Consider the following 18,812-nt stretch of genomic DNA (forward strand, 5'->3'; position numbering starts at 1 on the left):
TCCACCGCATCCGCGTCCGAAAAACGCTCACGCCGGCACATCCATTGGGTCCGTGCCGGCGCAGCGGTCTCTCGCGGGCTCCGGGCACGATGACCGGGCATGCCGCGTGGTTCCTGGCTCGTCAACCCGGTGGTCCTCGCCCCAGCCAGCCGGCATGCCCTCCCCACCCATGGGACGCGGTTCCAATTCCAAAGTCTGGCCCGACCCCACCAGGCAGCAGGGCCTTCCCGCAGCCGCCCGAAGGATAAAACATACCCAGACAAGGAGGCACCATGAAGTTGTCCGGCAATGCCAATCATCCGATAACCGGCTACTGGGGTATTCATCTGACCGGCCTAGTCTCGGTCTCGCCATGGCCGGTCGGAGTCAGGGCTCTCCAGGGTTTGTGGGTGGCCGTTTTTCCGGGGCGGAGTGGGGTGGGCTGGTTTGGGCCCGGGATCGGCGACTATGCCGCGGTAGCGTACCGGGTCGTGGGCGACGGCGAGTTGCAGCACGCGGAAGAAGATCAGGCCCGGGCTGGTGGAGTGGCGGCGGTTGAAGCGGAACACGAACTCGTTGAGGTAGGCCTGCAGGTGCGCCTCACCGACCGAGCCCTGGTGGGTGCCCAGCAGCCAGCGCTTGGCTAATGAAATGACGCGGTGGACCGCCGGCAACAATGGCCCCGGGTCCTCGCCGCGGGCGCGGGCAGCGCGTTGGCTGCGCGGCTCGTGGCCATAGCCGAGCGCCCCGATGCCCTGGTAGCCGGCCCAGCCATCGGTGATGACCAGGGTGCCCGGTGCAACATTCTCCGCGACGAAGTGATGCAGTGACGGCCCCGTGGCATCCGTCAGCAACGCCATGCGGGCCCGGCCGAAACCCGCCGGTTCGGTGACCTCGACCGCGACACCGGCCGGGGCCTTCTTGCCGCGGGCACGTCCGCCGGCCAGTTCTGGCTCGTAGCCGCCGATGAATGTTTCATCGACCTCGACCACGCCGGCCAGCCGTTCCCGGCCCGGACGCACCAGCACCGAGCGCAACCGGTGCAGCATCGCCCACGCCGTCGGGTATGAGCCGATCCCCAGCGACCGTTGCAGGCCCTGGGCGGAGATGCCGTTCTTCTGCATGGAAAACAGCCGGCAGGCCGTGAACCACACCGTCAGCGGTGTCCGGCGGCGATCGGAGAGAGTCCCTGCCGTGACGGCCGTCCGGGCGCCGCAGGCAACACATTTGTGCCGCCCGTCGGCCATAACCCACCCGCCGGCATGCGAGCAGTGCGGGCAAACGAAGCCATCCGGCCAGCGCAGCCAATCCAGATAGTCCAGACAATCAGCATCGGTCGCAAACCATGCCCGGAACTCCCCGGCAGAGCGCGGGTAATCCACCCCAGCCCGGGGCTGGAACTCGTCCACACCCTCATTTTAGTCCGGTCAGCTGACTACCCCAGACCGGCTATACCCAACGGGCAGGTGGGTACCAGGACATGCCGGCTGGGCGACCCGGCACTCAAGAGGGTCCACGATGACTCAGACCCTCTTCTCATCACACCCCGTCCCCATTTCCGGGGGCGCCACCACACTGAAGTCCGCCGGGCACGTCATTGTCGATTCGCTTCTCGCCCACGGCGTCCGTCGTGTCCACGTGGTTCCCCGGCGAAAGTTACCTCGAGGTCCTGGACGGGTTGCACACCTCCCCGATCGAGACCATCATCTGCCGCCATGAGGGCGGCGCCAGCTACATGGCAGAAGCCGATGGGAAAATGAACCAGCTCCCCGGCGTCGCTATGGTCACCAGGGGTCCCGGTGCAGCAAATGCCCACGTTGGGCTACACACGGCCTGGCAGGACTCCACGCCCCTAGTGCTCTTCGTCGGCCTGATTCCCTTTGCCCACCGAGACCGCGAAGCCTTCCAAGAATTCGACATCAAGTCCTGGTTCGACACTGGCGCCAAACGCGTCATGGTCCTCGACCACGCCGAACGCGCCTCCGAAATCGTGGCGGAAGCCTTCTTCGCCGCGATGAGCGGCCGTCCCGGACCGGTCGTCGTGGGCCTGCCGGAGGACATCATCCGCGAGCAGATCAACCCGGCACTGCACCCGCCCATCCCACTCGCCCCGGAGGAATGACAACCGCGGACTCCGAGGCCTTCGCCACAGCCCTCGTAGACTCCCGCAAACCCCTGGTAGTAACCGGCGGAAACGACTGGAGCCAAGACGGTGCAAACCAGCTCACCCGGTGGCTGGAAAAACACCACATCCCGGCGGCCGCCGAATGGCGCACCGAAGGTACCACGCTGAACAACACCGCAAACCCGCCAGATCCCGCCCACCTAAAACACCCCTCGCCGTTGGGCTGGGACCACATCAACCTCACCGGCGACTACACCTGGCGGACCACCAAATCCGGAAAGTACCGGCCCGTCCGTCGTACAAACACCACGTACCGCTAAATATTGTCCGAATTCACAAGCGACGCCCACATCGGCACCCTGCTGGAAGCGGTGGGCAAGAAATACGGGCGCGGCAGCATCGGCCTGGGCGCCTCCGGCGTGAAGGGCGGGCCGGACTGGTCCATGAGACGCGAGATGCTCTCCCCCAGGTACACCACACGCTGGGACGGACTGCCCGTCGCCAAAGCCTCCTGACGGCCAAATACTCGAGCTTGCTAGCGTGACAGCAAGCTTTCTTGCTAGCAAGAAAGCTTGCTGGAAAGAAATCAAGCAAGCTTGAACGCGAGCAAGAGGATGGATAGGGTCGAGTGATGAATAGTGTTCAGATCGTCATGGCCTACAGCGAATCCGGTGGTGCAAGTAAAACGACCACCGCCGTATCGTTAGCCGCCACGGCCGCTGCGGCAGGTCGGAAAGTCCTTCTCATCGACCTAGATCCAAGAGCGGCAGCCACCAAATGGTTGGGTGTAGCCCCGACGGAGGAATGGCGGCACGTCGGTGCGATTCTGGGAGATGAGAATCCCGAAGGATGGGCAAACGACCTGGCGCTGCAAAGCACCTGGATGCCCACTCTGAAAGTCGTCCCGTCTGCGAGAAGTGTTTCCAACCGTGAGGCAGACAGGGCAGACCACGCCGAATTGCGACTGCGCACTTCCCTCATTGGTGTCGATGCCGATCTGGTGGTAATCGACTGCCCTAACCGCCAAGGTGGTCCCCTAACACTCGCTGCGCTCAACGCCGCAGATACGGTGGTCTACGCGGCCACAGCCACCACCGATGGTGTGGATGGTGTAGCCGGTGCCCGCCGATCCGTTGCACACTTCAAACGCTCACGGGAGCTCATCGGGGCGCCGGTCAACCTTGTCGAGGCTGGCATTGTCGTCGGAGCGGTTCAAGAAACGATCATGAGTAGAATCGCCGCCGCCAGTATCGACTCCCTCCGCGAAACGGGAATGCTCCTGACTCCGCTGGTGCCACATAGGACCATCGTCCAGGAAATGCGTCTTACGCAGGAATGGTACGGAGAATACAGAAAAGGCCAGCCCGTAGTGGACGCCTACAACGAACTAGCCGGAAGGATTCTCCGATGACCGAATTCAAAAAGGACCGCCCCGACCTGCTGCCCCGGCGTGGACCCGCGCCCGCCCCAGACGAGAAAGTGGATCCAGTAGACGTATCACCGGCACCGACAGCTCGGCCGGCCAATACCGCGTCGACACCAATCTCGTCATACAGTGCTCCGCCGCCGATGCAGATTCTTCCTCCCAAAGCACCAGCTAAACGGCGAGAAGCAACGATTCCCATTGGCCCACGGCTCTCGGTCAGCGTGGTGGAAATATTGGACCAGGCAATGGCCGAATATGGGATTACCCAACGCGAAGCCCTTGAACAGGCCATCGTTGCTCGATGGGGAAAGACGTCCTAACTACAAAGGTCGTAATCGGGGAAGTATCTAATAAGGTCCGCCAATGACGAGATGCCCGGCATCTGCCGGGCCTCTCGTCATTGGCGGACAACCCTGCGTTAGGCGATGGGGCCAGCCTCGGGGACCACTCTGGCTAGAAGTGCTTCGTGGGCCTCACGCAACGTCTCGGCACGGGCCTTAGACCTGGCCAGTTCAACCAGCGCCTTCGACGCGGCGTCTTCGGCAGCCTTCCGGGCGAGTTGTGCGGCGCCCAGCTGCTCCCGGGCGGCGGCTAGCATCTGCTCCAGGCTGGTGACTTTAGCGTTGAGGTCGGCCGTGATCCCGTCGTGCTCGGTGGCGGTCCGGTCCAGGTCAGCGGCGAGCTCCGCCAGCTCGAGGGTCTTGTCCCTGGATTCCTGCGCCCAGGCCGCCTCAACCGCCGCGTGGCGGGCATCGGCCAGGGTGGTGGCTTGAGCCCAGCAGGCACCCGCCAGCCGGGTGGCCTGGTCAAGCAGCGCCGACGGGGTGGCCGCGATCTGGCTGCCGGCAGCCATCTTTTCCTCCGACCATTCCTTCAGGTACCGGGTGGCGTCGGCGTTGCTGACGCCCGCGGCGGCACGCACCGTGGAGACGGTGGGGCGGCGGTCGGCGCTGATCTGCTCGGCGGCGGCGTAGACACGCTCTTTCACGCTCTGGGACATCTCAACCTCTGGAAAAGTAGTAGGAGTAGTAAGAATCATACTACTCCTACTATTTCCCTGTATCCACCCACCACGCCGGGACACGGGCGTCGCGCGGATTGGTACCCCGGACCCTGCAGGCCCCGGACTGGGCCCGCGGGCGGTGCGGCGGTGTGATCGGCCGGTGCCACCGCCGACTGATGGCCGATATGCGGGTTGCCGACCAAATGCGCTGGTCGGCGGACAGATCCACCTCCTCGTTTTATAAGGTGGACCGGGGCGGGAGCGGCCGTGATGGCGGCGCCCATCGGCCAGGTACCGTTGCCGGCGGGGACGAGGGTGGTGCTCGACAGGATGGGCTGATGACTTCCGGCCAGATCTCTCCGCGTCCCGACGACTACGCCGGTCTGCTGGCCGAACTCAAGGAGGCCGTGCGCGCGGCCCAGGTGGGCGCGCAGCGGGTAGTGAATGCGGCGATGATCGCGCTGTATTGGGACATCGGGCGGGCAATCCTGCGGCAGCAGCGCGCCGAGCCGTGGGGGAGTAAGGTGCTGGGGCGCCTGGCCGATGACCTGCGCCGGGAATTTCCACATATGCGGGGCCTGTCGCGCCGGAACCTCTACTACATGCGCGCCTTCGCGGAGGCGTGGGATGGCCGGGAGGAATTTGTGCAGAGAGTGTCTGCACAAATCAGTTGGAGCCACAACGTTGCCCTTCTTGACCGGGTGGAGGGCCAGGGGCTGCGTGAATGGTACGCGGCCCGGGCCGTGCGCCACGGCTGGTCCCTTGCTGTCCTGGAACACCAGATTGCCTCGAAGCTTCACGAACGCGAAGGATCGGCTCCAAACAATCTCGAGGCACGGCTACCGGGGGAGGGGTCGGACCTGGCGCATGAGGTCGCCAAGGATCCGCTGGTGCTGGACTTCCTTGGGCTGGGTGCCGAGGCTGATGAGGCTGCGATCGAGGAGGCCATGACGGTGCGCATGGCTCAGACGCTGATGGAGTTCGGCGCCGGGTTCGCGTTTGCCGGCCGCCAGGTGCATCTTGAGGTTGGCGGAGACGATTTCTATATCGATTGTTCCGATTCTGGGGTTATTCCGAGGACGGTTGGTGTCGCTGCCTGAAAGGGGCCCATTTCGGCGCGAGCCACGAACCCGTCTCCGTCGCGGGCGTGGCCGAGTACGGCGACTCCGTCCTAGACCGCGTGCAATGTCGGGTTCCGGAACGACGCTACGGGCATTCGGTGTGTTCGCGGGCTGTTGGAGGATCCACGACTTTCGCCGGTGGTGGAGGCAAGGGGCTGACCCTGGGCAGATGAAGGAAGCCAAACTGCCAAGTCAGTCCCCATCGCCCCGGCCTGGGACGGTTGAGAGTCCGGCGTGGATCGCGTTGAAGTACTGAAGCCTGGTGTCGTAGTCCCGGGCCTTTGGCGTGGAGAGAAACCTGTCGCTTCGTTCAGCTGATGCCATGAGTTTCCGGCTATCGGGGTCCCATAGGGTGGCCAGCTGGTTGGCAAGGTCGTCCCCGATGGCGGTGCGGATGTGTCTGCCCAACAGATAGGTGGAGGCCAGGTCCTGGTCGAAGTCGGCACGCTCGAACAGGTCGGCGTCCTTCTCATAGTCGTAGAGGGAGTCGTGGAGGGACGGGCTGTTTTGGTACCACATGCAGACGTAGCTGAGGTCCCGGGCATGCTTTGTCCAGCCCAGGGCTCCCATGTCCACCCATGCCTTGATTTTCAAGGCGGCATAGCCGGCGGCTGTCGGCACCCGAACCTCAATGCCCTCGGGCAATCGGTACAGGTCGGCTCCGTCGAAGACTTCCTGGAAGGCGAAGACGTCCACGGTGTGTCCGTCAGGGTGGGGGATGGCTGTTCCTGTGGGGTGCTCGATTCCGCCAAAGGGTATGAGGTCCACGGACCGGTTGTCGATGCGGAAGCGGATCCGGGTGTCTCCCTCGGGTTCGAGATCGGTGACGAGGGATTGGTAGGCGGATCGGTCCGGTACGGCGATGGCAATGTCTATGTCGGTGGTGCTGGCCAGCTCCGCATCAAACCCCAGGCCCTGGTGGATCAAGTCGCGTGCCGACGCGCCCACGAGCATGATCCGTTCACCCGGTCCGGGGGTGAAGTCCGCAACGCTGCGCAGGACGGTGCACAGGGGGCCGAACTCATGAGCGGAAGATGCGGAGAAGTCGATCATCGTGCTCCTTCAGGATCGAGGCGGCTTCGCGCTGCCGGGGTTCACCGCTGGCGAGCAGATCGGCGTACACGAGGGTGCTGGGAACAGTGGGCAGGGTCCCGGCCGGTATCGTGGCTTCGATGTCGAGACTGCCCGGGTCCGTCCAAAACTTGTGCCTGAGAAAGACATTGGGGTGCTCATCCCTGCGCCACTTGTTCTCCACTGCCATGCGGGGTGTGAACTCGTCGACATAGACGGTCAGTGTCGATGGTTTGAGCAGATCGGGGAGGGCACTTTCTCCGCTGACTTCCATTCCCGGTACCAAGGGACCGTGAAGGCCCGGAGTTGATGATCTGAAGGATTCCAGGGCCAGTCGCGGGGCCAGCTGATGGGGGTAGGTCATGACCCATTGTTCGAAGAGCGCGCGTTGCCTCAACAGCTGCGGGCCGGGTCCGAGGGAGAGGTATTCCTCTCGTTGGAGGACTTTCAGGGTCTCCTGGGCAAGACCGACCGAGACCCCGGACAAGGTGCTGATCTCCCGGATTGTCAGGCGCGGGACGTAGGGCCAGGTCAGCAGGACGAACAGCAGCCGGGACCGGCCTGCGCTGAACAGGTTCACGCCTGGGGCGGAAGCGCCGGTCCGGGCGTCCTTCCGCCCGGGTATCCGGCGGCTGAGGCGGCGGCCTCGGACGTCGACATAGACGTTCCCGAAGGCGATGAAGGCGTTGCCGGCCTCATCGACGAAATTCAGATTCCGGGCCCGGTAGTCTCTAGCCTGCTTTTCGTCGATGTAGTCCTGGACGATCAGGGGCTTCGCCTGGTCCCCGGACGGAAGGACTGGTTGCGTCAGGGCATGATCCAGGATCATGAAGGTCTGGCGTTCAGCCTCCCGCTGCAGGGTGAGGAGCGGGTGCTCGAACGCGGGGTGGGACCAATCGGACTCTCCCACGCGTGCGTCGATGCCGTACTGGGCCAGATGTTGTACAACGATGTGGAGGCGGTCTTCCAGCATCACCCCTCCTCTGTTCACCTAGGTTGAACATTCATTCTAATTGAATATTCATAAAAAGTGAACATATGGATCCTCGAGTTGAAGACTGACCTGGAATCGGGGTGTGGGAGGTCGGCTGGGAGATGGGAGGCAGCTTCACCATGTGGACGATGGGGACTGCCCCGGCATTGCTTGACAAGGAGCTAAGCAAAGCCGGGGCAGTCCCATGGGGTGGGAGCCGGAGGATACGATCCGCCATTGAACGGTGTAGGTGTCGGCCGGGGAGCCAGGCTTTACGGCCTGGGTGACGCGCCTGACCGCAGCTCTCCGGCGAACCGTGTGGCAGCTTGTGCGTTTGATACCTGAAGAATCCAACGGAAGCCGCCCGTGCTGTCCAGTTCGAGGTTGGTGTACTTCATGATGGGCAGCACCGGGTTGTTCTTGAACCGGCGATCCGGACCGCCCTTTTTATTCACATATTGCCAGGTCGTCCCAATTTGGACGGCGTCCGAGGGCGTGACACCGGGGGACTCAATGAAGTCGGTTTGCCGTTCCTGGATGCGCAGAGAGTCATATCCGATGTCGGTGAACTCACCATTGTGTGAGAGAAGAATGCGGTCCGGCAGGAAGTACATTGACGTTCCGTCGGAAGATACGCCCGGAACCTCGATGTTGGTCACGAGTTCCTTGAGCCCGTCGTGTGTGAACGTAGACGCGGAGCGACGAACTAGAGCGCCGGCGCCGGCGTTGACCTTTTGCTGGTAGCCCCCGCGCAGGGAGCCCGATTCGTTAATCCGCCAGATTCTTTGCGATTGAGCCAAAGAGTGCCCCGCGTCGACGAGGGACTGGAACTGACGCGCGTGCTCGTCGTTGACGTCATAGAAAACGACGACTGAACGTCTGGCTCGGTCACGTAAAACCATCCACCAAACCAAGGGAATTCCGAGAAGCAGGACAAGGAATCCAAAGGGCATTGTGGTCGCTGCAAGCAGAAGCAAGGCGATTACAATCCACCGGGTCAGCGGTTTGCGGCTCGCAACCTCGTTAAGTTGCCGTACAAGATCGTCGGAGGAAGTTGGCACAAGCGACTGGACGCTTGTGCCTCGTTGGTCTTCGAAAGCAACGTCTGCCGAAACAGGGATCGAAGTTTCTGACCAGCCGGGACTATGGCCCGATTGGTTAGGACGGTGTCCTTTGCCAGGTGCTGCCTGGTAGTAGACACCGCCGGCCCCCATGCGCACATAATTGCCTCGGGGTCCGGTACCGACCCTGAAGCCAGGGACACCGGCGCTGATGCCCAGCCCTGATTGGCTCACATTGAACCTAAACGGTCCAGCTTTCAGGCTCTTCCGAACGTAAAAACCCACCATGCACCCCCACGCGCAGCACTCGGCCAGCATCGCAATCAAACCAGTGAGTGTCATTGTTGCAGCAGGTCCTGTTGTTCCTTCAACTGAACACGAACGTTTCGGCCATTGGTCATGCAGCCTCGTCGTTCGACTGCGGTTCATACGGAGGTGACCATCGAATCGTCAGGTTTGAGGAACCGCGACTCTCGGCCCTCGATCGTACCGATGTCATCTTGGGGTATACCCCAACCTGACGTCAGGATGGAATTTTGCTGCAGCGTCAGGTTAGGGTGACTTTCGGGTGTGGATTTGATCGCTATGTGGCGGCGTTTTGTGATCGCTCGGTGTCGCACCAGCGCCCGTAAGCCAGTCCTCCACCGGCCGCGGCAGCATCACCTGGTGCGCTTTTCCAAAAGGCCGCCGCCCCGGCCTGTGGTGGTTAACGCTTCCTGGCGGTGTTTTGTGATCGCTGTTTGGCGCTAGGTGCTGATGACGGGGTGGGCGTGGACACAATCGCTCGTGCTACCAATTGCAAGTCCCTTGCAAAGTGCGGGTTTTTGCACGCGAACTTTTAGCACGGGACCGGCTAGCCCGGATTTTTCATCGGACGGCGGTCGGGGCGTTGGGTGCGGGTTTTGCCGTCCCGGCGGGCTGAATCGGATTTCGGGTGTGGCTGATGGACCCGGGGGCGCCGGGCTGTGCGCGGGCTTCCACTGTTCCCGTTGGTGTTCTTCTTTCCTGCTCGTTGGTTGACGGGGGGTTGCGGTGTCAGGCCCGCAGGAGGACCGCGGGGCGGTTCGCGGCTGCGGCGATCCGTTCAATGGCTTCGAGCAGGGCGCTGATCAGGGGTTGCTCCGGCGCGGCGGCGGGCAGCAGCAGGTGGTTCCGGCGGGCGCGGGTGATGATTTTCCCGGCGGTGGCGAAGAGCCGGTAGCGCCAGCGTTTGATGTCCCAGCCCCGTGCTTTGTGGCCGTCGGGCAGGGCGGTGAGCTGGAGCCAGGAGACCAGGTTCGCGGCCAGGACCGCGAGGTTGGCCCAGGCCTGGTTGGCAGCGAAATCGAAGAAGGGGAGCTTTCCGAGCCCGGTGTTCTTTAGGGTTTTGATGCGGTTCTCGGCCCGGCCGCGGGCCCGGTGCCGGGCATCCAGAAAAGGTCCGTGCCAGCGCGGGGAGTTCGTCAGAAACGCTGTCTGAACCGCACTGGGTTTGGTGGAGACTCCAACCTCACAGGGAGAATAGAGTCATGGCCAGTGGCAAGAAGTTTGACGAGGAAACCAAGGCCCGTGTGGTGCGCCTGTACCTGGAGCGACGGGGCGAAATGCCTGCCGAGTCAGGGGCTGCTTCGAGGCGGCATGTCAGTGGGTTGGTGGGGATCAGCGAGCAGTCCATGAGGCCCTGGATTGCCCAGCATGAGATCGAAAACGGCACCCGGGCCGGGTCAACAATCGCCGAAAGCGAAGAGGTCAAGAAGCTGCGCCGGGAGAACGCCGAACTGCGCCGGGCCAATTCCATTTTGAAGGCGGCCTCGGCTTTCTTCGCGGCCGAGATCGACCGGCCACACACCAGATAGTTGCCTTCATTGCGGCCCACAAGGGGCGTAAAGACACCAAAGGCCTGCGATGGGGCGTCGAACCAATCTGCACCGTGCTCACCGAGCACGGCTGCAAAATTGCCCCCTCGACCTACTACGCGGCGACCCGCCGCGGCCCGTCCAAACGGGCGGTCTCGGACCAGTTGATGACCGACGTCATCCAGACCATTCATGCCGCCAATTTCTCAGTGTATGGAGTGCATAAAATGTGGAAGAAACTCCTCCGTGACGGCCACCGTGTCGGCCGCGACCAGGTCGCCCGGCTCATGCGCCGTGCCGGGTTGTACGGGGTGTTGCGCGGCGGGCGCAAGACGTTCACCACGCGCCGGGACGACACGGCGGCCCGGTTCCCGGACCGGGTCAACCGCCGCTGGGACACAGGCGTCCCGGACCGGATCTGGGTCGCCGATTTCACGTACGTATGGACCTACGCAGGGTTCTGTTATGTGTCGTTCGTCACGGATGCCGCATCGCGGCGGATCCTGGGCTGGAAGGTCTCCACGTCCAAGGAGACGGTCTTGGTCACCGACGCCCTGGCGCAGGCGCTCTCGGTGCGCAGGAGGACGCTGACGGGGTTCACCCCGGAGGGGCTCATCCACCACTCGGATGCCGGCAGCCAGTACACCTCCGTGATGCTCACGGACCAGCTCGCCGCCGCCGGGATGGCAGGCTCCATCGGCACCGTGGGTGACGCGTACGACAACGCCCTGATGGAGTCAACAATCGGTCTGTACAAGACCGAGCTGATCGACCGGAACAGGCGCACGACATGGAAATCATGCCAGCAGGTCGAGACCGAAACGGCGCGCTGGGTCACCTGGTACAACTCCGAACGGTTGCATACCGGGATCGGCGACATCCCGCCAATGGAATATGAAACCAACCATCAAAAAGCGTGTATTCTGTCATCGCAGACTGCATAAACCGAGTCTCTACAAAACCCAGTGCGGTTCAGTCACACGGTGACCGTCGATGTCGAGCAGGGTCGGTGTCGCGCCGGGGTGCAGCGGTTCGGCGCGCAGGAAGATCTTCGTCCCCGGCGGGTAGTCATCGAGCGGGATCACCTGCGTGGCGTTGATGACCCAGGCGTCATCGCGTTCGACCCCGTCCTGGTCCAGGGCCGGTTGCCAGTATTTCTTGTCGTTGATCCAGTCGATCATGTGGGCCTTGCCGACCGGCACCGGGTACGAGGCGGAGAACTGCACGCCCCGCGAATGCGGTACCAGAGGAACTTCCGGGACGCGCCGGCGCTGTCGGTGCGGACCAGGATCTTCTCCCCGTCCAGTTCCCCGGTCCCACCGTAGAGGGAGTCGGGCAGGACGGCGATGGCGGCCTCGAAGATGCGGATGTGGTCCTCGGCGTTGTTCGCCGTGGCCCCGCCGTGACGCAACAGTACCGCGAGTTCCTCCCCGGTGCCGCTGCCGGCACCGTAATCGAGGCTGGCGGTGAACGGGGCGAATCCGAACCCGCCCTTGTAGTTTCCGGTGGCCTGTTCCTTGTCCGAGTGCGAGGTCACCAAGGTGGCGTCGAGGTCGATGAGCAGCGGGTCCGCGGCCGTCGCCTTCACCGCCGGGCTGCGGTCTCCTGCGGCTTCCCATGCCCGGGTCCGCAGTTCCTTGGCCAGGGTCGAAAAGCCGTAATCGAAGACGTCCGGGTTCTTCACGGTGCGTTCGAAGAACCGGGAGACTGTTGCGTTCGAGGGCACGTTGCCGAACACGCCGGGCTGGGCGCGCAGGATGTCCAGGTCCGAGGCGTGCTCGCCGCCGGCGGCGAGCATCACCGCCAGCGACCCGAGCAGCCTCCCGGGCCGGTGTGAGGCCATCGCGGGGACGAACTGCCCGAGCCGGTCCTCGCACAGGTCCCGGAACCCGAGGGCGTCGATGAATGAGGTCAGGATCCGTCCCCCGGCATGGGAGACCAGCGACTGGCCGGTGAAAGTGACCGGGAGGGACGGGAAGACCTTGGTAGGCTGATGCATCGAAAAGGTGCTCCTTCAAGACACGGAAATAACGGCGTAGACACCCCTATTTTCCCTTGTCAGAGCACCTTTTCGTGTCTTAAACACACCCCTCAGCCCAACCCTGATGAAAACCCCGGGCTAACTCATATAACTGACAGTCGGAAGGACTAATTCGAGGAAGCTCTCCCTCTGTGGGCCAGAGCCGAAGATAGTTCGAGAGCTACTATGGCCTCGGTCGGGGCGCTGGGATCCGGAGCATGTTGGCCGAAGTGCAGGGCACGCGGCTTCGCCTCGATGGCACCCTTCCTGCATTGCCCCGACTCCTGTGTGCCGTTTAGTTCGCTAGGAACATCTGGACTTCACGGACGAACTCTTCGAGGTGCTGGAACAGGAATGCGTGCCCGGCGTCGCTGTAAAGAACTAGCTTGGCGTTGGGTAGTTCCTGCACCGCCGCGTAGGAGCTGTAGGCGTTAATCATGACGTCGTGGGCACCGCCAGCGTAGAGCACTGGGGCGTCGATGGTGGCCAGTTCCCGCGCCACGTCCTCCCAGGGAGCGGAGAGTGTTGCGGTGATGGCTTGGAGCTGGCCCATGGCTGCATCCTGCGTGACTTGCGGTGCGTCTGCGGGCATCTCCGCCTGGACGCGACCAAAGTGGTCCAGGCCCTTGGCGCGGGCCTCCGGGGTCTCCGGGTAGAAGAGGTACAGCAGGTCCTCGAGGTCTGAATCTTGCTTGGTCATGATGGTGGCCACCCGGTCCGGCATGGCCACCATGCCGGGGGCCGTGCCTGAACCGCTGCCGGCGATGACCAGCTTGCGGACCAGATCCGGGCGCTTCAGTGCCATTCTCTGGATGACGACGCCGCCGAAGGACCAGCCCAAGAGATCCACCTGATGCAGTCCCAGGGCTTCGGCCAGGGCGATGGCACCTTCCGCGAAGCCGTTCACGGTGGTCAGCGGGGAGCCTTCGGTGTAGCCGATTCCGACGTTGTCGAAGAGGATGACGTCGCGCCCTGCAGCCAGCGACTCGATGAATCGCGGGTCCCACCAGTCAATGGTGGCGCGGAACCGGTGCAGCAGAAGCAGGGGTACGCCGCCTGTGGGTCCCAATCGGCGGTACGCAAAGCTTGTTCCGCCTGACTCGATGTACTGCGTGGTTGCGGTTGCTGCTGAGTAAGTGGTGCTGCCCATGATTTTCTCCTGCTCTGGTGTGTGTTGTTTCTTGGGGAGTGGGGTGGTCATGCCTGGGCGTTGGCCTTGGCGACGTATTCGCCCATGTTGTATTCGAAATCGAGGCCGACCTCGGCAACGATTGCCTGGGTGGCTGCGGCCCGCACCTGGAATCCCGGAAGCGCCAGTGACTGTACGAACTCCGAGAACGCCGTGACAAGGTCGCCCACCGGCGGCAGGGTGGCGCGGTTGACGGCGGCCTTGGCAGCGGCGAGTGAGGCCTTGTCGAAGCTGGCCAGGCGGGCCACCATGGCATCGACGAAAGCGTCGAGCTCGGCGTCGGGGAGGGCGCGCGTCACCCAGCCCCACCTCTCGGCCTGCGCGGCGTCGTAGTCGCCGCTGCCGAGGATGGCTTCCAGGGCACGGTCGCGGCCCAGGAAGCGGGGCAGGCGCTCAGTGCCGCCACCGCCGGGCAGCAGGCCCGCACCCACCTCGGGTTGTCCGAAGAAGGCATTCTCCAGACTGGCATAGCGCAGGTCCAGGGCTAAAGCCAGCTCGTTTCCGCCGCCGCGGGTGCGGCCACGGATGGAACCAACAGTGATGAAGCTGGCATTCGTCAGGCGTACCACCAGGTCCGTCCAGATGGGGAGTTCGCCGGGGTTGGGCACCGGCAGCTCGTCGACGGCGGCAAGGTCGAAATGGTTCAGGAAGAAGTCAGGCACATCACTCTTGAAGAGGACCACCTGGACATCCGCGTCGTTTTCGAGATCCTCGAGGATTTCGTGGAGCCGGATGGCGGTCTCTGCCGCCACCACGTTGGCAGGTGGATTGTGAAAAGTGATAGTGGCGATCTTGGGGGTAGGGCGTTCCAGGATGACGGTGCTTGCAGTGTTCATGATGAGGCTCCTGATGGGTGTGTTGAATGGATTGGCGGGGCGTGTTGGGTCAGCGTTTGCTGCGGCGGAGGGTGGCGCCCATGAAGTGCACGATGGCGCTTCGCGGCAGGAAGCGGGCGGCGACGGCCAGTGGACGGCCGTTGGTGATGAGCGAGGGACGGTGCCTGGGCTTGTCCACGGTGTCGATGGCCGCCTTCACCACGTCTTCGGGGCGGGCGCGGCGGGCGCCGTAGTCGGCGGCCTGGCTGCCCGCGGTGTCGAAGAATTCCGTCTTCATTGCACCGGGAGAGATGGCCAAAACGCGCAGGCCCGTTCCCCTGGCCTCTTCCCAAAGGGATTCGGTGAAGCTGAGAACGAAGGCCTTGGAAGCGCCGTAGACGCTGAGGTAGGGCGTGGGCATAAAGCCCAGGAGGCTGGCGACGTTGATAAGGATGCTCGTCTCCTGGGCTGCGAAGACGTCAAAATACGCGTGGCTGAGGTCCACCAAGGCTGCGATATTCAAGGTGATGAGCTGCTGGAGGCGCTCCGGGTCTTCCTGGCCGAACGGATTGTGAGTACCGAAGCCTGCATTGTTGACCAGACCGGTGGCGAAGATCCCCCGGGACTCGAGTTCTGCGCGGAGTGTGCGGCCGGCGTCGGGCCTATCCAATTCGCGGGCAATGGTGGTGACCTTGACCCCGTGTTTGGCGGTCAGTTCCTTTGCGAGGGCAACCAGTCTGTCCTCGCGGCGGGCGATCAGGACGAGGTTGGCGCCGCGGGCGGCGAGCTGGCGGGCGAATTCCGCCCCGAGGCCGGAGCTGGCTCCGGTAACGATGATGATCTGTGTGCTGTAGTCAATAGTTTTCATAACCACACTCTATGCAGGATTCTGCACAAAGTGCAAGTTGTTTCTCAAACTGCAACAACGTACTCTTGGTGCATGACTACAACGCCTTCTCCCCTTCGCCTGCAGACCCGGGCCGTCGTCCGATCGCTCCTTGCCCAGACCGCGATGGTCTTGTTTGCCGAAAAGGGATACAGCGAAACCACCGTCGATGAGGTCGCCGCGGCGGCTGGCGTATCCCGGCGCACCCTATTCAACTACTTCCGCACCAAAGAAGAGCTGGCCCTCAGCGGCCTGTCCGAACAAGGTGAGGTCATCGCCATACGGCTGGCCCAGCGTCCGGCCAACGAAGACGTGTGGGTTTCTCTGCGCTACGCGTTCCAGGTTCTCGACGAGATAGAAGCAACCCCGCAGCACCGGCTTGAAATCACCTTAATGCTGTTCGACAACGAAGCGCTCAGGGCCGGTCACGCCGAGAAGCAAGCGAGGTGGACCGACCTACTCGCCCCCCTGATTGAGTCCAAGATCCCCGACTCGGCCGACAAGACTTTCGAAGCGAGGGTAGTCGTGGGCACCGCCATCACCTGCCTCCAAGCCGCCACGGAGGAGTGGCTTCGCCGCAAGGGCGCAACGCCGCTGTTCGAGCTGTATGACACAGCCATAGCAGCGGTCCGCACCCTATAGCCGCTCAGTTTGCACCGCCCAGTCGCAAGACCATCCGAACTACACCCATCTAGGCCCACCACAAGAAGGCAGATCCGTCATGACACCCACTCTCCCCGCCCCTGACTTCAAAAATCTCCAGGAAGGATACCGCGCAGAAACGGCTGTGATGCTCGATTTCGTGGGCGGACTGACCGATGCCCAATGGAACGCACCCAGCAAAGCGGTCGGCTGGAGCATCGCAGACGTTGTGGCGCATATTGGCTCAACCGCCCACAACATGTATACCCCCGCCGGCGTCCTCTCCTCCCGCATGCCCAGTCTCGAAGCAGCCAACGAAGGCCCGGTGGAGGTTCGCCGGAGCTGGAGCAGAGAGCGGGTCATGGCCGAATTCAGGACCTCAACCCGGACGGCGGACCGCATGCTCAGCCTGGTTCGGCGCACGCCGCTGCGGAACGTCCCCATGCAGCTCAACGAGCTGGGCAAATATCCCATGGCACTTCTGGTGGGAGGGGCCCTCGTGTTCGATCTCCACACGCACCTTCGTCACGACATGACTCCCGCACTGGGGCTGCCCACCCCACCCTCTGACAGCGAACGGATGAAGGCTGTGCTCACCTGGATGACATCGGTCCTGAGCAACCAGACATCCATGACCCCCTTGCCGGGTCTCGACTCAGGCCTCACCCTGACGCTGACCGGACCGGGCGGCGGCAGCTGGTGGATCGATTCCCACGGCCTCTCCGAACCCGGAACAAGGACTCCCGCGGCACGCATTACGGGTTCGGCAATTTCCTTCCCGGACTGGGGAACCCAGCGCTCATCATGGCGGGATGCGCAGCTGACAGTGGAGGGCGACACTGCCCTAGCGGCGCAATATTTGGACACCGTAAACATCATTTGAGCGGTCACCGTGGGGCCACCAAAATCAATTTGACCTGAGGGTACAAAATAGCTAGGTTTGAGCAATGGGCAGAGTTAAGCAGTTTGATCCGGAGGTGGCCGTCGTTCAGGCGATGGAACTCTTTTGGCGTCAGGGCTTTGCATCGACTACACCTCAGGGGCTCGCTGATGCACTCGGCATTGGCAAGGGGAGCCTCTACAACACCTTTGGCGGCAAGAGGCAACTCTTCGATCTAGCGCTTGAGCATTACCTCCAAACCCAGAAAGCGGAGCTAGCCTCATGGTTGGGATCCTCCGGCTCAGCCAAAGAACGCCTCCGCAGGGCCTTGATGTTCCTGGTGGCAACCGACCTCGCCGACCCCTATCTGCGGGGCTGCCTTGCTACCAACAGTGCCGTCGAATTCGGCGCCACCGACAAGGAAGTTGCCCGTCAGGTAGCCAAACTTTTCGACTACACCGAGCAGGCTTTTGCCTCGGTCATCCTCAATGGCAAGGCAACCGGGGAACTGCGCTCCGAACTGAATGCCGATGAAGTAGCCAGCATGCTGCTAAATACTGTCACCGGCCTCCACGCACTAGCGCGCATAGATCGTGGTGACGGGCGGCTGCAGCGAGTTGTTAGCGCGACAATCGACCTACTTTAAGAGGCAGGGACGCGCGGGATTTTTTTTCATCATTTTTTGTACCTGTAAGTCAAATATATCTATTTAGGAGACACCGTAATGACTACACCATTGAACCTCTCTATCTTCACTGCCCAGGCCCAGCCCGTGAACATCCCACTACCGGCACCCGAGGGCGGGTGGACCTGGCCGCCCACTTCAGTGACCCTCGTATCGGGTGAGCGCGAAGCGATCCTGGTGGACACCGTACCTGGCGTTGCAGACAGCCAGCGGCTTGCCGACTGGATCGAAGACTCCGGCAAGGAACTGACCTCCATCTACATCACTCACGGACACTTCGACCACTTCCTCGGAGCCGCAGCACTGGTACAACGCTTCCCCAAGGCCCGGGTACTCGCCACCCAGCCCACTGTGGACATAATTGCCGAGGAAGCCCAAACCCGCAAGGAACTCACGAACTACGCTCCCATGTTTGTCCACGAGATCGGCTCCGAGATTGTTGTTCCCGAAGCTGTCGTTAATGGCCGGATCGAGCTTGAGGGCCACGAGATCCTTGCCGTTCCCACCGGACAGTCTGATGTCAGCGACTCCTCCTATGTCCACATCCCGGAGCTGAAGGCTGTCATCGTCGGCGACATTGCCTATGGCGATGTGCACCCAACCCTCGTCGACAGCACCCCCGAAACGCGCCGGAACTGGATCAAGACCCTCGAGGCCATCCAGCTCCTCAAGCCCGAAACCGTCGTGCCCGCCCACCGCAGCGCCGAATCCGGCATCGGCAGCGAAGTCCTCGACGCCACCATCGCCTACGTCCGGGACGCCAACGAACTGCTCGCCACAAACCCGACCGCTGAAGAGTTCACCACTAAGATGCTCGCTGCCCACCCGGATAGGGTCAATCTGAGCACACTGCTCTTCGGCACGGCTCTCCTGGGCCTCCGCCAGGCATAGGAGCGAAGTTAGGTCCGAACTACCGGCAGCAGGATGCCAGCCGGACCGGCCTCGGCGACCGGCTTAAGCTGACACCGGGGCCGGCTACCTTTTGCATTCCATAGGTCACGGGAGGCGAAAGAGATCACCCGCAGTGCTCAACATGTGTAGCCCCTCCGATGAAAATGCCAGCAGAGTGCTCTTTGTGAGTCACGGGTGGCGTCTCGAAAA

General features: G+C 62.8%; 16 protein-coding genes and 5 pseudogenes. 10 read left to right on the top strand and 11 right to left on the bottom strand.

The annotated features are described in order from the left end of the window. Positions 1 to 335: 335 nt before the first annotated feature. Positions 336 to 1,388 carry an IS1595 family transposase gene (locus tag ACQCSX_RS22950; protein WP_427019427.1) on the bottom strand — a complete coding sequence of 351 codons (1,053 nt, stop codon included), beginning with the start codon at positions 1,386 to 1,388 and terminating at the stop codon, positions 336 to 338. Positions 1,389 to 1,497: 109 nt separating this feature from the next. Here ACQCSX_RS22950 and ACQCSX_RS22955 point away from each other — a divergent pair. From ACQCSX_RS22955 to ACQCSX_RS22970, 4 genes and pseudogenes are all read left to right on the top strand, one after another. Then, positions 1,498 to 2,322, top strand: a pseudogene (locus tag ACQCSX_RS22955) (thiamine pyrophosphate-binding protein); the annotation flags it as partial. 132 nt (positions 2,323 to 2,454) lie between these two features. Then, positions 2,455 to 2,619, top strand: a pseudogene (locus ACQCSX_RS22960) (DUF4113 domain-containing protein); the annotation flags it as partial. A 116-nt stretch (positions 2,620 to 2,735) separates the two neighbouring features. After that, positions 2,736 to 3,515, top strand: a complete 780-nt coding sequence (locus ACQCSX_RS22965) for a ParA family protein (protein WP_427019428.1) — start codon at positions 2,736 to 2,738, stop codon at positions 3,513 to 3,515. Beyond that, entirely contained in the window at positions 3,512 to 3,850 is a 339-nt protein-coding gene (locus ACQCSX_RS22970; protein ID WP_427019429.1) for a hypothetical protein, read from the top strand. Before ACQCSX_RS22965 ends, ACQCSX_RS22970 begins: the two co-directional genes overlap by 4 nt. A 98-nt stretch (positions 3,851 to 3,948) precedes the next feature. On the opposite strand, the gene ACQCSX_RS22975 is transcribed toward ACQCSX_RS22970, so the two are convergent. Further along, a complete protein-coding gene (locus tag ACQCSX_RS22975; protein ID WP_427019430.1) occupies positions 3,949 to 4,518 on the bottom strand; it encodes a DNA-binding protein in 570 nt (189 codons plus the stop codon). 353 nt (positions 4,519 to 4,871) lie between these two features. On the opposite strand from ACQCSX_RS22975, the gene ACQCSX_RS22980 reads away from it, so the two are divergent. Further along, a complete protein-coding gene (locus tag ACQCSX_RS22980; protein ID WP_427019431.1) occupies positions 4,872 to 5,633 on the top strand; it encodes a PDDEXK nuclease domain-containing protein in 762 nt (253 codons plus the stop codon). 213 nt (positions 5,634 to 5,846) lie between these two features. Here ACQCSX_RS22980 and ACQCSX_RS22985 read toward each other — a convergent pair whose 3' ends face one another. From ACQCSX_RS22985 to ACQCSX_RS23005, 5 genes and pseudogenes are all read right to left on the bottom strand, one after another. Next, on the bottom strand, positions 5,847 to 6,707 hold the full coding sequence (locus ACQCSX_RS22985; RefSeq protein ID WP_427019432.1) for a hypothetical protein: 861 nt from the start codon (positions 6,705 to 6,707) through the stop codon (positions 5,847 to 5,849). Then, positions 6,676 to 7,698: a type IV toxin-antitoxin system AbiEi family antitoxin gene (locus ACQCSX_RS22990; protein ID WP_427019433.1), complete on the bottom strand. Its 1,023-nt coding sequence runs from the start codon at positions 7,696 to 7,698 to the stop codon at positions 6,676 to 6,678. Before ACQCSX_RS22990 ends, ACQCSX_RS22985 begins: the two co-directional genes overlap by 32 nt. 135 nt (positions 7,699 to 7,833) lie before the next feature. Then, on the bottom strand, positions 7,834 to 8,052 hold the full coding sequence (locus ACQCSX_RS22995) for a copper resistance protein CopC (protein ID WP_427019434.1): 219 nt from the start codon (positions 8,050 to 8,052) through the stop codon (positions 7,834 to 7,836). Next, positions 7,971 to 9,077: a DUF4236 domain-containing protein gene (locus tag ACQCSX_RS23000; protein ID WP_427019478.1), complete on the bottom strand. Its 1,107-nt coding sequence runs from the start codon at positions 9,075 to 9,077 to the stop codon at positions 7,971 to 7,973. Before ACQCSX_RS23000 ends, ACQCSX_RS22995 begins: the two co-directional genes overlap by 82 nt. Positions 9,078 to 9,794: 717 nt before the next feature. Continuing rightward, positions 9,795 to 10,214, bottom strand: a pseudogene (locus ACQCSX_RS23005) (transposase); the annotation flags it as partial. A gap of 53 nt (positions 10,215 to 10,267) precedes the next feature. Here ACQCSX_RS23005 and ACQCSX_RS23010 point away from each other — a divergent pair. After that, a pseudogene (locus tag ACQCSX_RS23010) lies at positions 10,268 to 11,538 on the top strand (IS3 family transposase). Between the two features lie 18 nt (positions 11,539 to 11,556). Here ACQCSX_RS23010 and ACQCSX_RS23015 read toward each other — a convergent pair. The 4 genes and pseudogenes from ACQCSX_RS23015 to ACQCSX_RS23030 all read right to left on the bottom strand — a co-directional run. Next, a pseudogene (locus ACQCSX_RS23015) lies at positions 11,557 to 12,593 on the bottom strand (transposase); the annotation flags it as partial. A 316-nt stretch (positions 12,594 to 12,909) separates the two neighbouring features. Beyond that, a complete protein-coding gene (locus ACQCSX_RS23020) occupies positions 12,910 to 13,764 on the bottom strand; it encodes an alpha/beta fold hydrolase (RefSeq protein WP_427019435.1) in 855 nt (284 codons plus the stop codon). 47 nt (positions 13,765 to 13,811) lie between these two features. After that, positions 13,812 to 14,639 (bottom strand): enoyl-CoA hydratase/isomerase family protein, encoded by an 828-nt coding sequence (locus tag ACQCSX_RS23025; RefSeq protein WP_427019436.1) that lies wholly within the window; start codon positions 14,637 to 14,639, stop codon positions 13,812 to 13,814. Positions 14,640 to 14,688: 49 nt separating this feature from the next. After that, the gene (locus ACQCSX_RS23030) at positions 14,689 to 15,486 is read right to left on the bottom strand and encodes an SDR family NAD(P)-dependent oxidoreductase (RefSeq protein WP_427019437.1); all 798 of its coding nucleotides are present in this window, start codon (positions 15,484 to 15,486) and stop codon (positions 14,689 to 14,691) included. Between the two features lie 72 nt (positions 15,487 to 15,558). Between ACQCSX_RS23030 and ACQCSX_RS23035 the strand changes: the two genes are divergently transcribed. From ACQCSX_RS23035 to ACQCSX_RS23050, 4 genes are all read left to right on the top strand, one after another. Next, positions 15,559 to 16,146 (top strand): TetR/AcrR family transcriptional regulator, encoded by a 588-nt coding sequence (locus ACQCSX_RS23035; protein WP_427019438.1) that lies wholly within the window; start codon positions 15,559 to 15,561, stop codon positions 16,144 to 16,146. 79 nt (positions 16,147 to 16,225) lie between these two features. Next, positions 16,226 to 17,029, top strand: a complete 804-nt coding sequence (locus ACQCSX_RS23040; RefSeq protein WP_427019439.1) for a maleylpyruvate isomerase family mycothiol-dependent enzyme — start codon at positions 16,226 to 16,228, stop codon at positions 17,027 to 17,029. A 64-nt stretch (positions 17,030 to 17,093) separates the two neighbouring features. Then, positions 17,094 to 17,672 carry a TetR/AcrR family transcriptional regulator gene (locus tag ACQCSX_RS23045; RefSeq protein ID WP_427019440.1) on the top strand — a complete coding sequence of 193 codons (579 nt, stop codon included), beginning with the start codon at positions 17,094 to 17,096 and terminating at the stop codon, positions 17,670 to 17,672. A 78-nt stretch (positions 17,673 to 17,750) separates the two neighbouring features. After that, positions 17,751 to 18,602: an MBL fold metallo-hydrolase gene (locus tag ACQCSX_RS23050; RefSeq protein WP_427019441.1), complete on the top strand. Its 852-nt coding sequence runs from the start codon at positions 17,751 to 17,753 to the stop codon at positions 18,600 to 18,602. Positions 18,603 to 18,812 lie beyond the last annotated feature (210 nt).

This window comes from Pseudarthrobacter sp. P1 (genome assembly GCF_050156935.1).
In the GTDB taxonomy this organism is placed as follows: domain Bacteria; phylum Actinomycetota; class Actinomycetes; order Actinomycetales; family Micrococcaceae; genus Specibacter.

What these genes read in the sequence shown, in the direction of transcription:
- ACQCSX_RS23030 (WP_427019437.1), bottom strand. Translation starts at nt 15,486, where the DNA reads ATGAAAACTATTGACTACAGCACACAGATCATCATCGTTACCGGAGCC.
- ACQCSX_RS22970 (WP_427019429.1), top strand. Translation starts at nt 3,512, where the DNA reads ATGACCGAATTCAAAAAGGACCGCCCCGACCTGCTGCCCCGGCGTGGA.
- ACQCSX_RS22965 (WP_427019428.1), top strand. Translation starts at nt 2,736, where the DNA reads ATGAATAGTGTTCAGATCGTCATGGCCTACAGCGAATCCGGTGGTGCA.
- ACQCSX_RS23035 (WP_427019438.1), top strand. Translation starts at nt 15,559, where the DNA reads ATGACTACAACGCCTTCTCCCCTTCGCCTGCAGACCCGGGCCGTCGTC.
- ACQCSX_RS23020 (WP_427019435.1), bottom strand. Translation starts at nt 13,764, where the DNA reads ATGGGCAGCACCACTTACTCAGCAGCAACCGCAACCACGCAGTACATC.
- ACQCSX_RS23025 (WP_427019436.1), bottom strand. Translation starts at nt 14,639, where the DNA reads ATGAACACTGCAAGCACCGTCATCCTGGAACGCCCTACCCCCAAGATC.
- ACQCSX_RS23000 (WP_427019478.1), bottom strand. Translation starts at nt 9,077, where the DNA reads ATGCTGGCCGAGTGCTGCGCGTGGGGGTGCATGGTGGGTTTTTACGTT.
- ACQCSX_RS23045 (WP_427019440.1), top strand. Translation starts at nt 17,094, where the DNA reads ATGGGCAGAGTTAAGCAGTTTGATCCGGAGGTGGCCGTCGTTCAGGCG.
- ACQCSX_RS22980 (WP_427019431.1), top strand. Translation starts at nt 4,872, where the DNA reads ATGACTTCCGGCCAGATCTCTCCGCGTCCCGACGACTACGCCGGTCTG.
- ACQCSX_RS22985 (WP_427019432.1), bottom strand. Translation starts at nt 6,707, where the DNA reads ATGATCGACTTCTCCGCATCTTCCGCTCATGAGTTCGGCCCCCTGTGC.
- ACQCSX_RS22990 (WP_427019433.1), bottom strand. Translation starts at nt 7,698, where the DNA reads ATGCTGGAAGACCGCCTCCACATCGTTGTACAACATCTGGCCCAGTAC.
- ACQCSX_RS23040 (WP_427019439.1), top strand. Translation starts at nt 16,226, where the DNA reads ATGACACCCACTCTCCCCGCCCCTGACTTCAAAAATCTCCAGGAAGGA.
- ACQCSX_RS23050 (WP_427019441.1), top strand. Translation starts at nt 17,751, where the DNA reads ATGACTACACCATTGAACCTCTCTATCTTCACTGCCCAGGCCCAGCCC.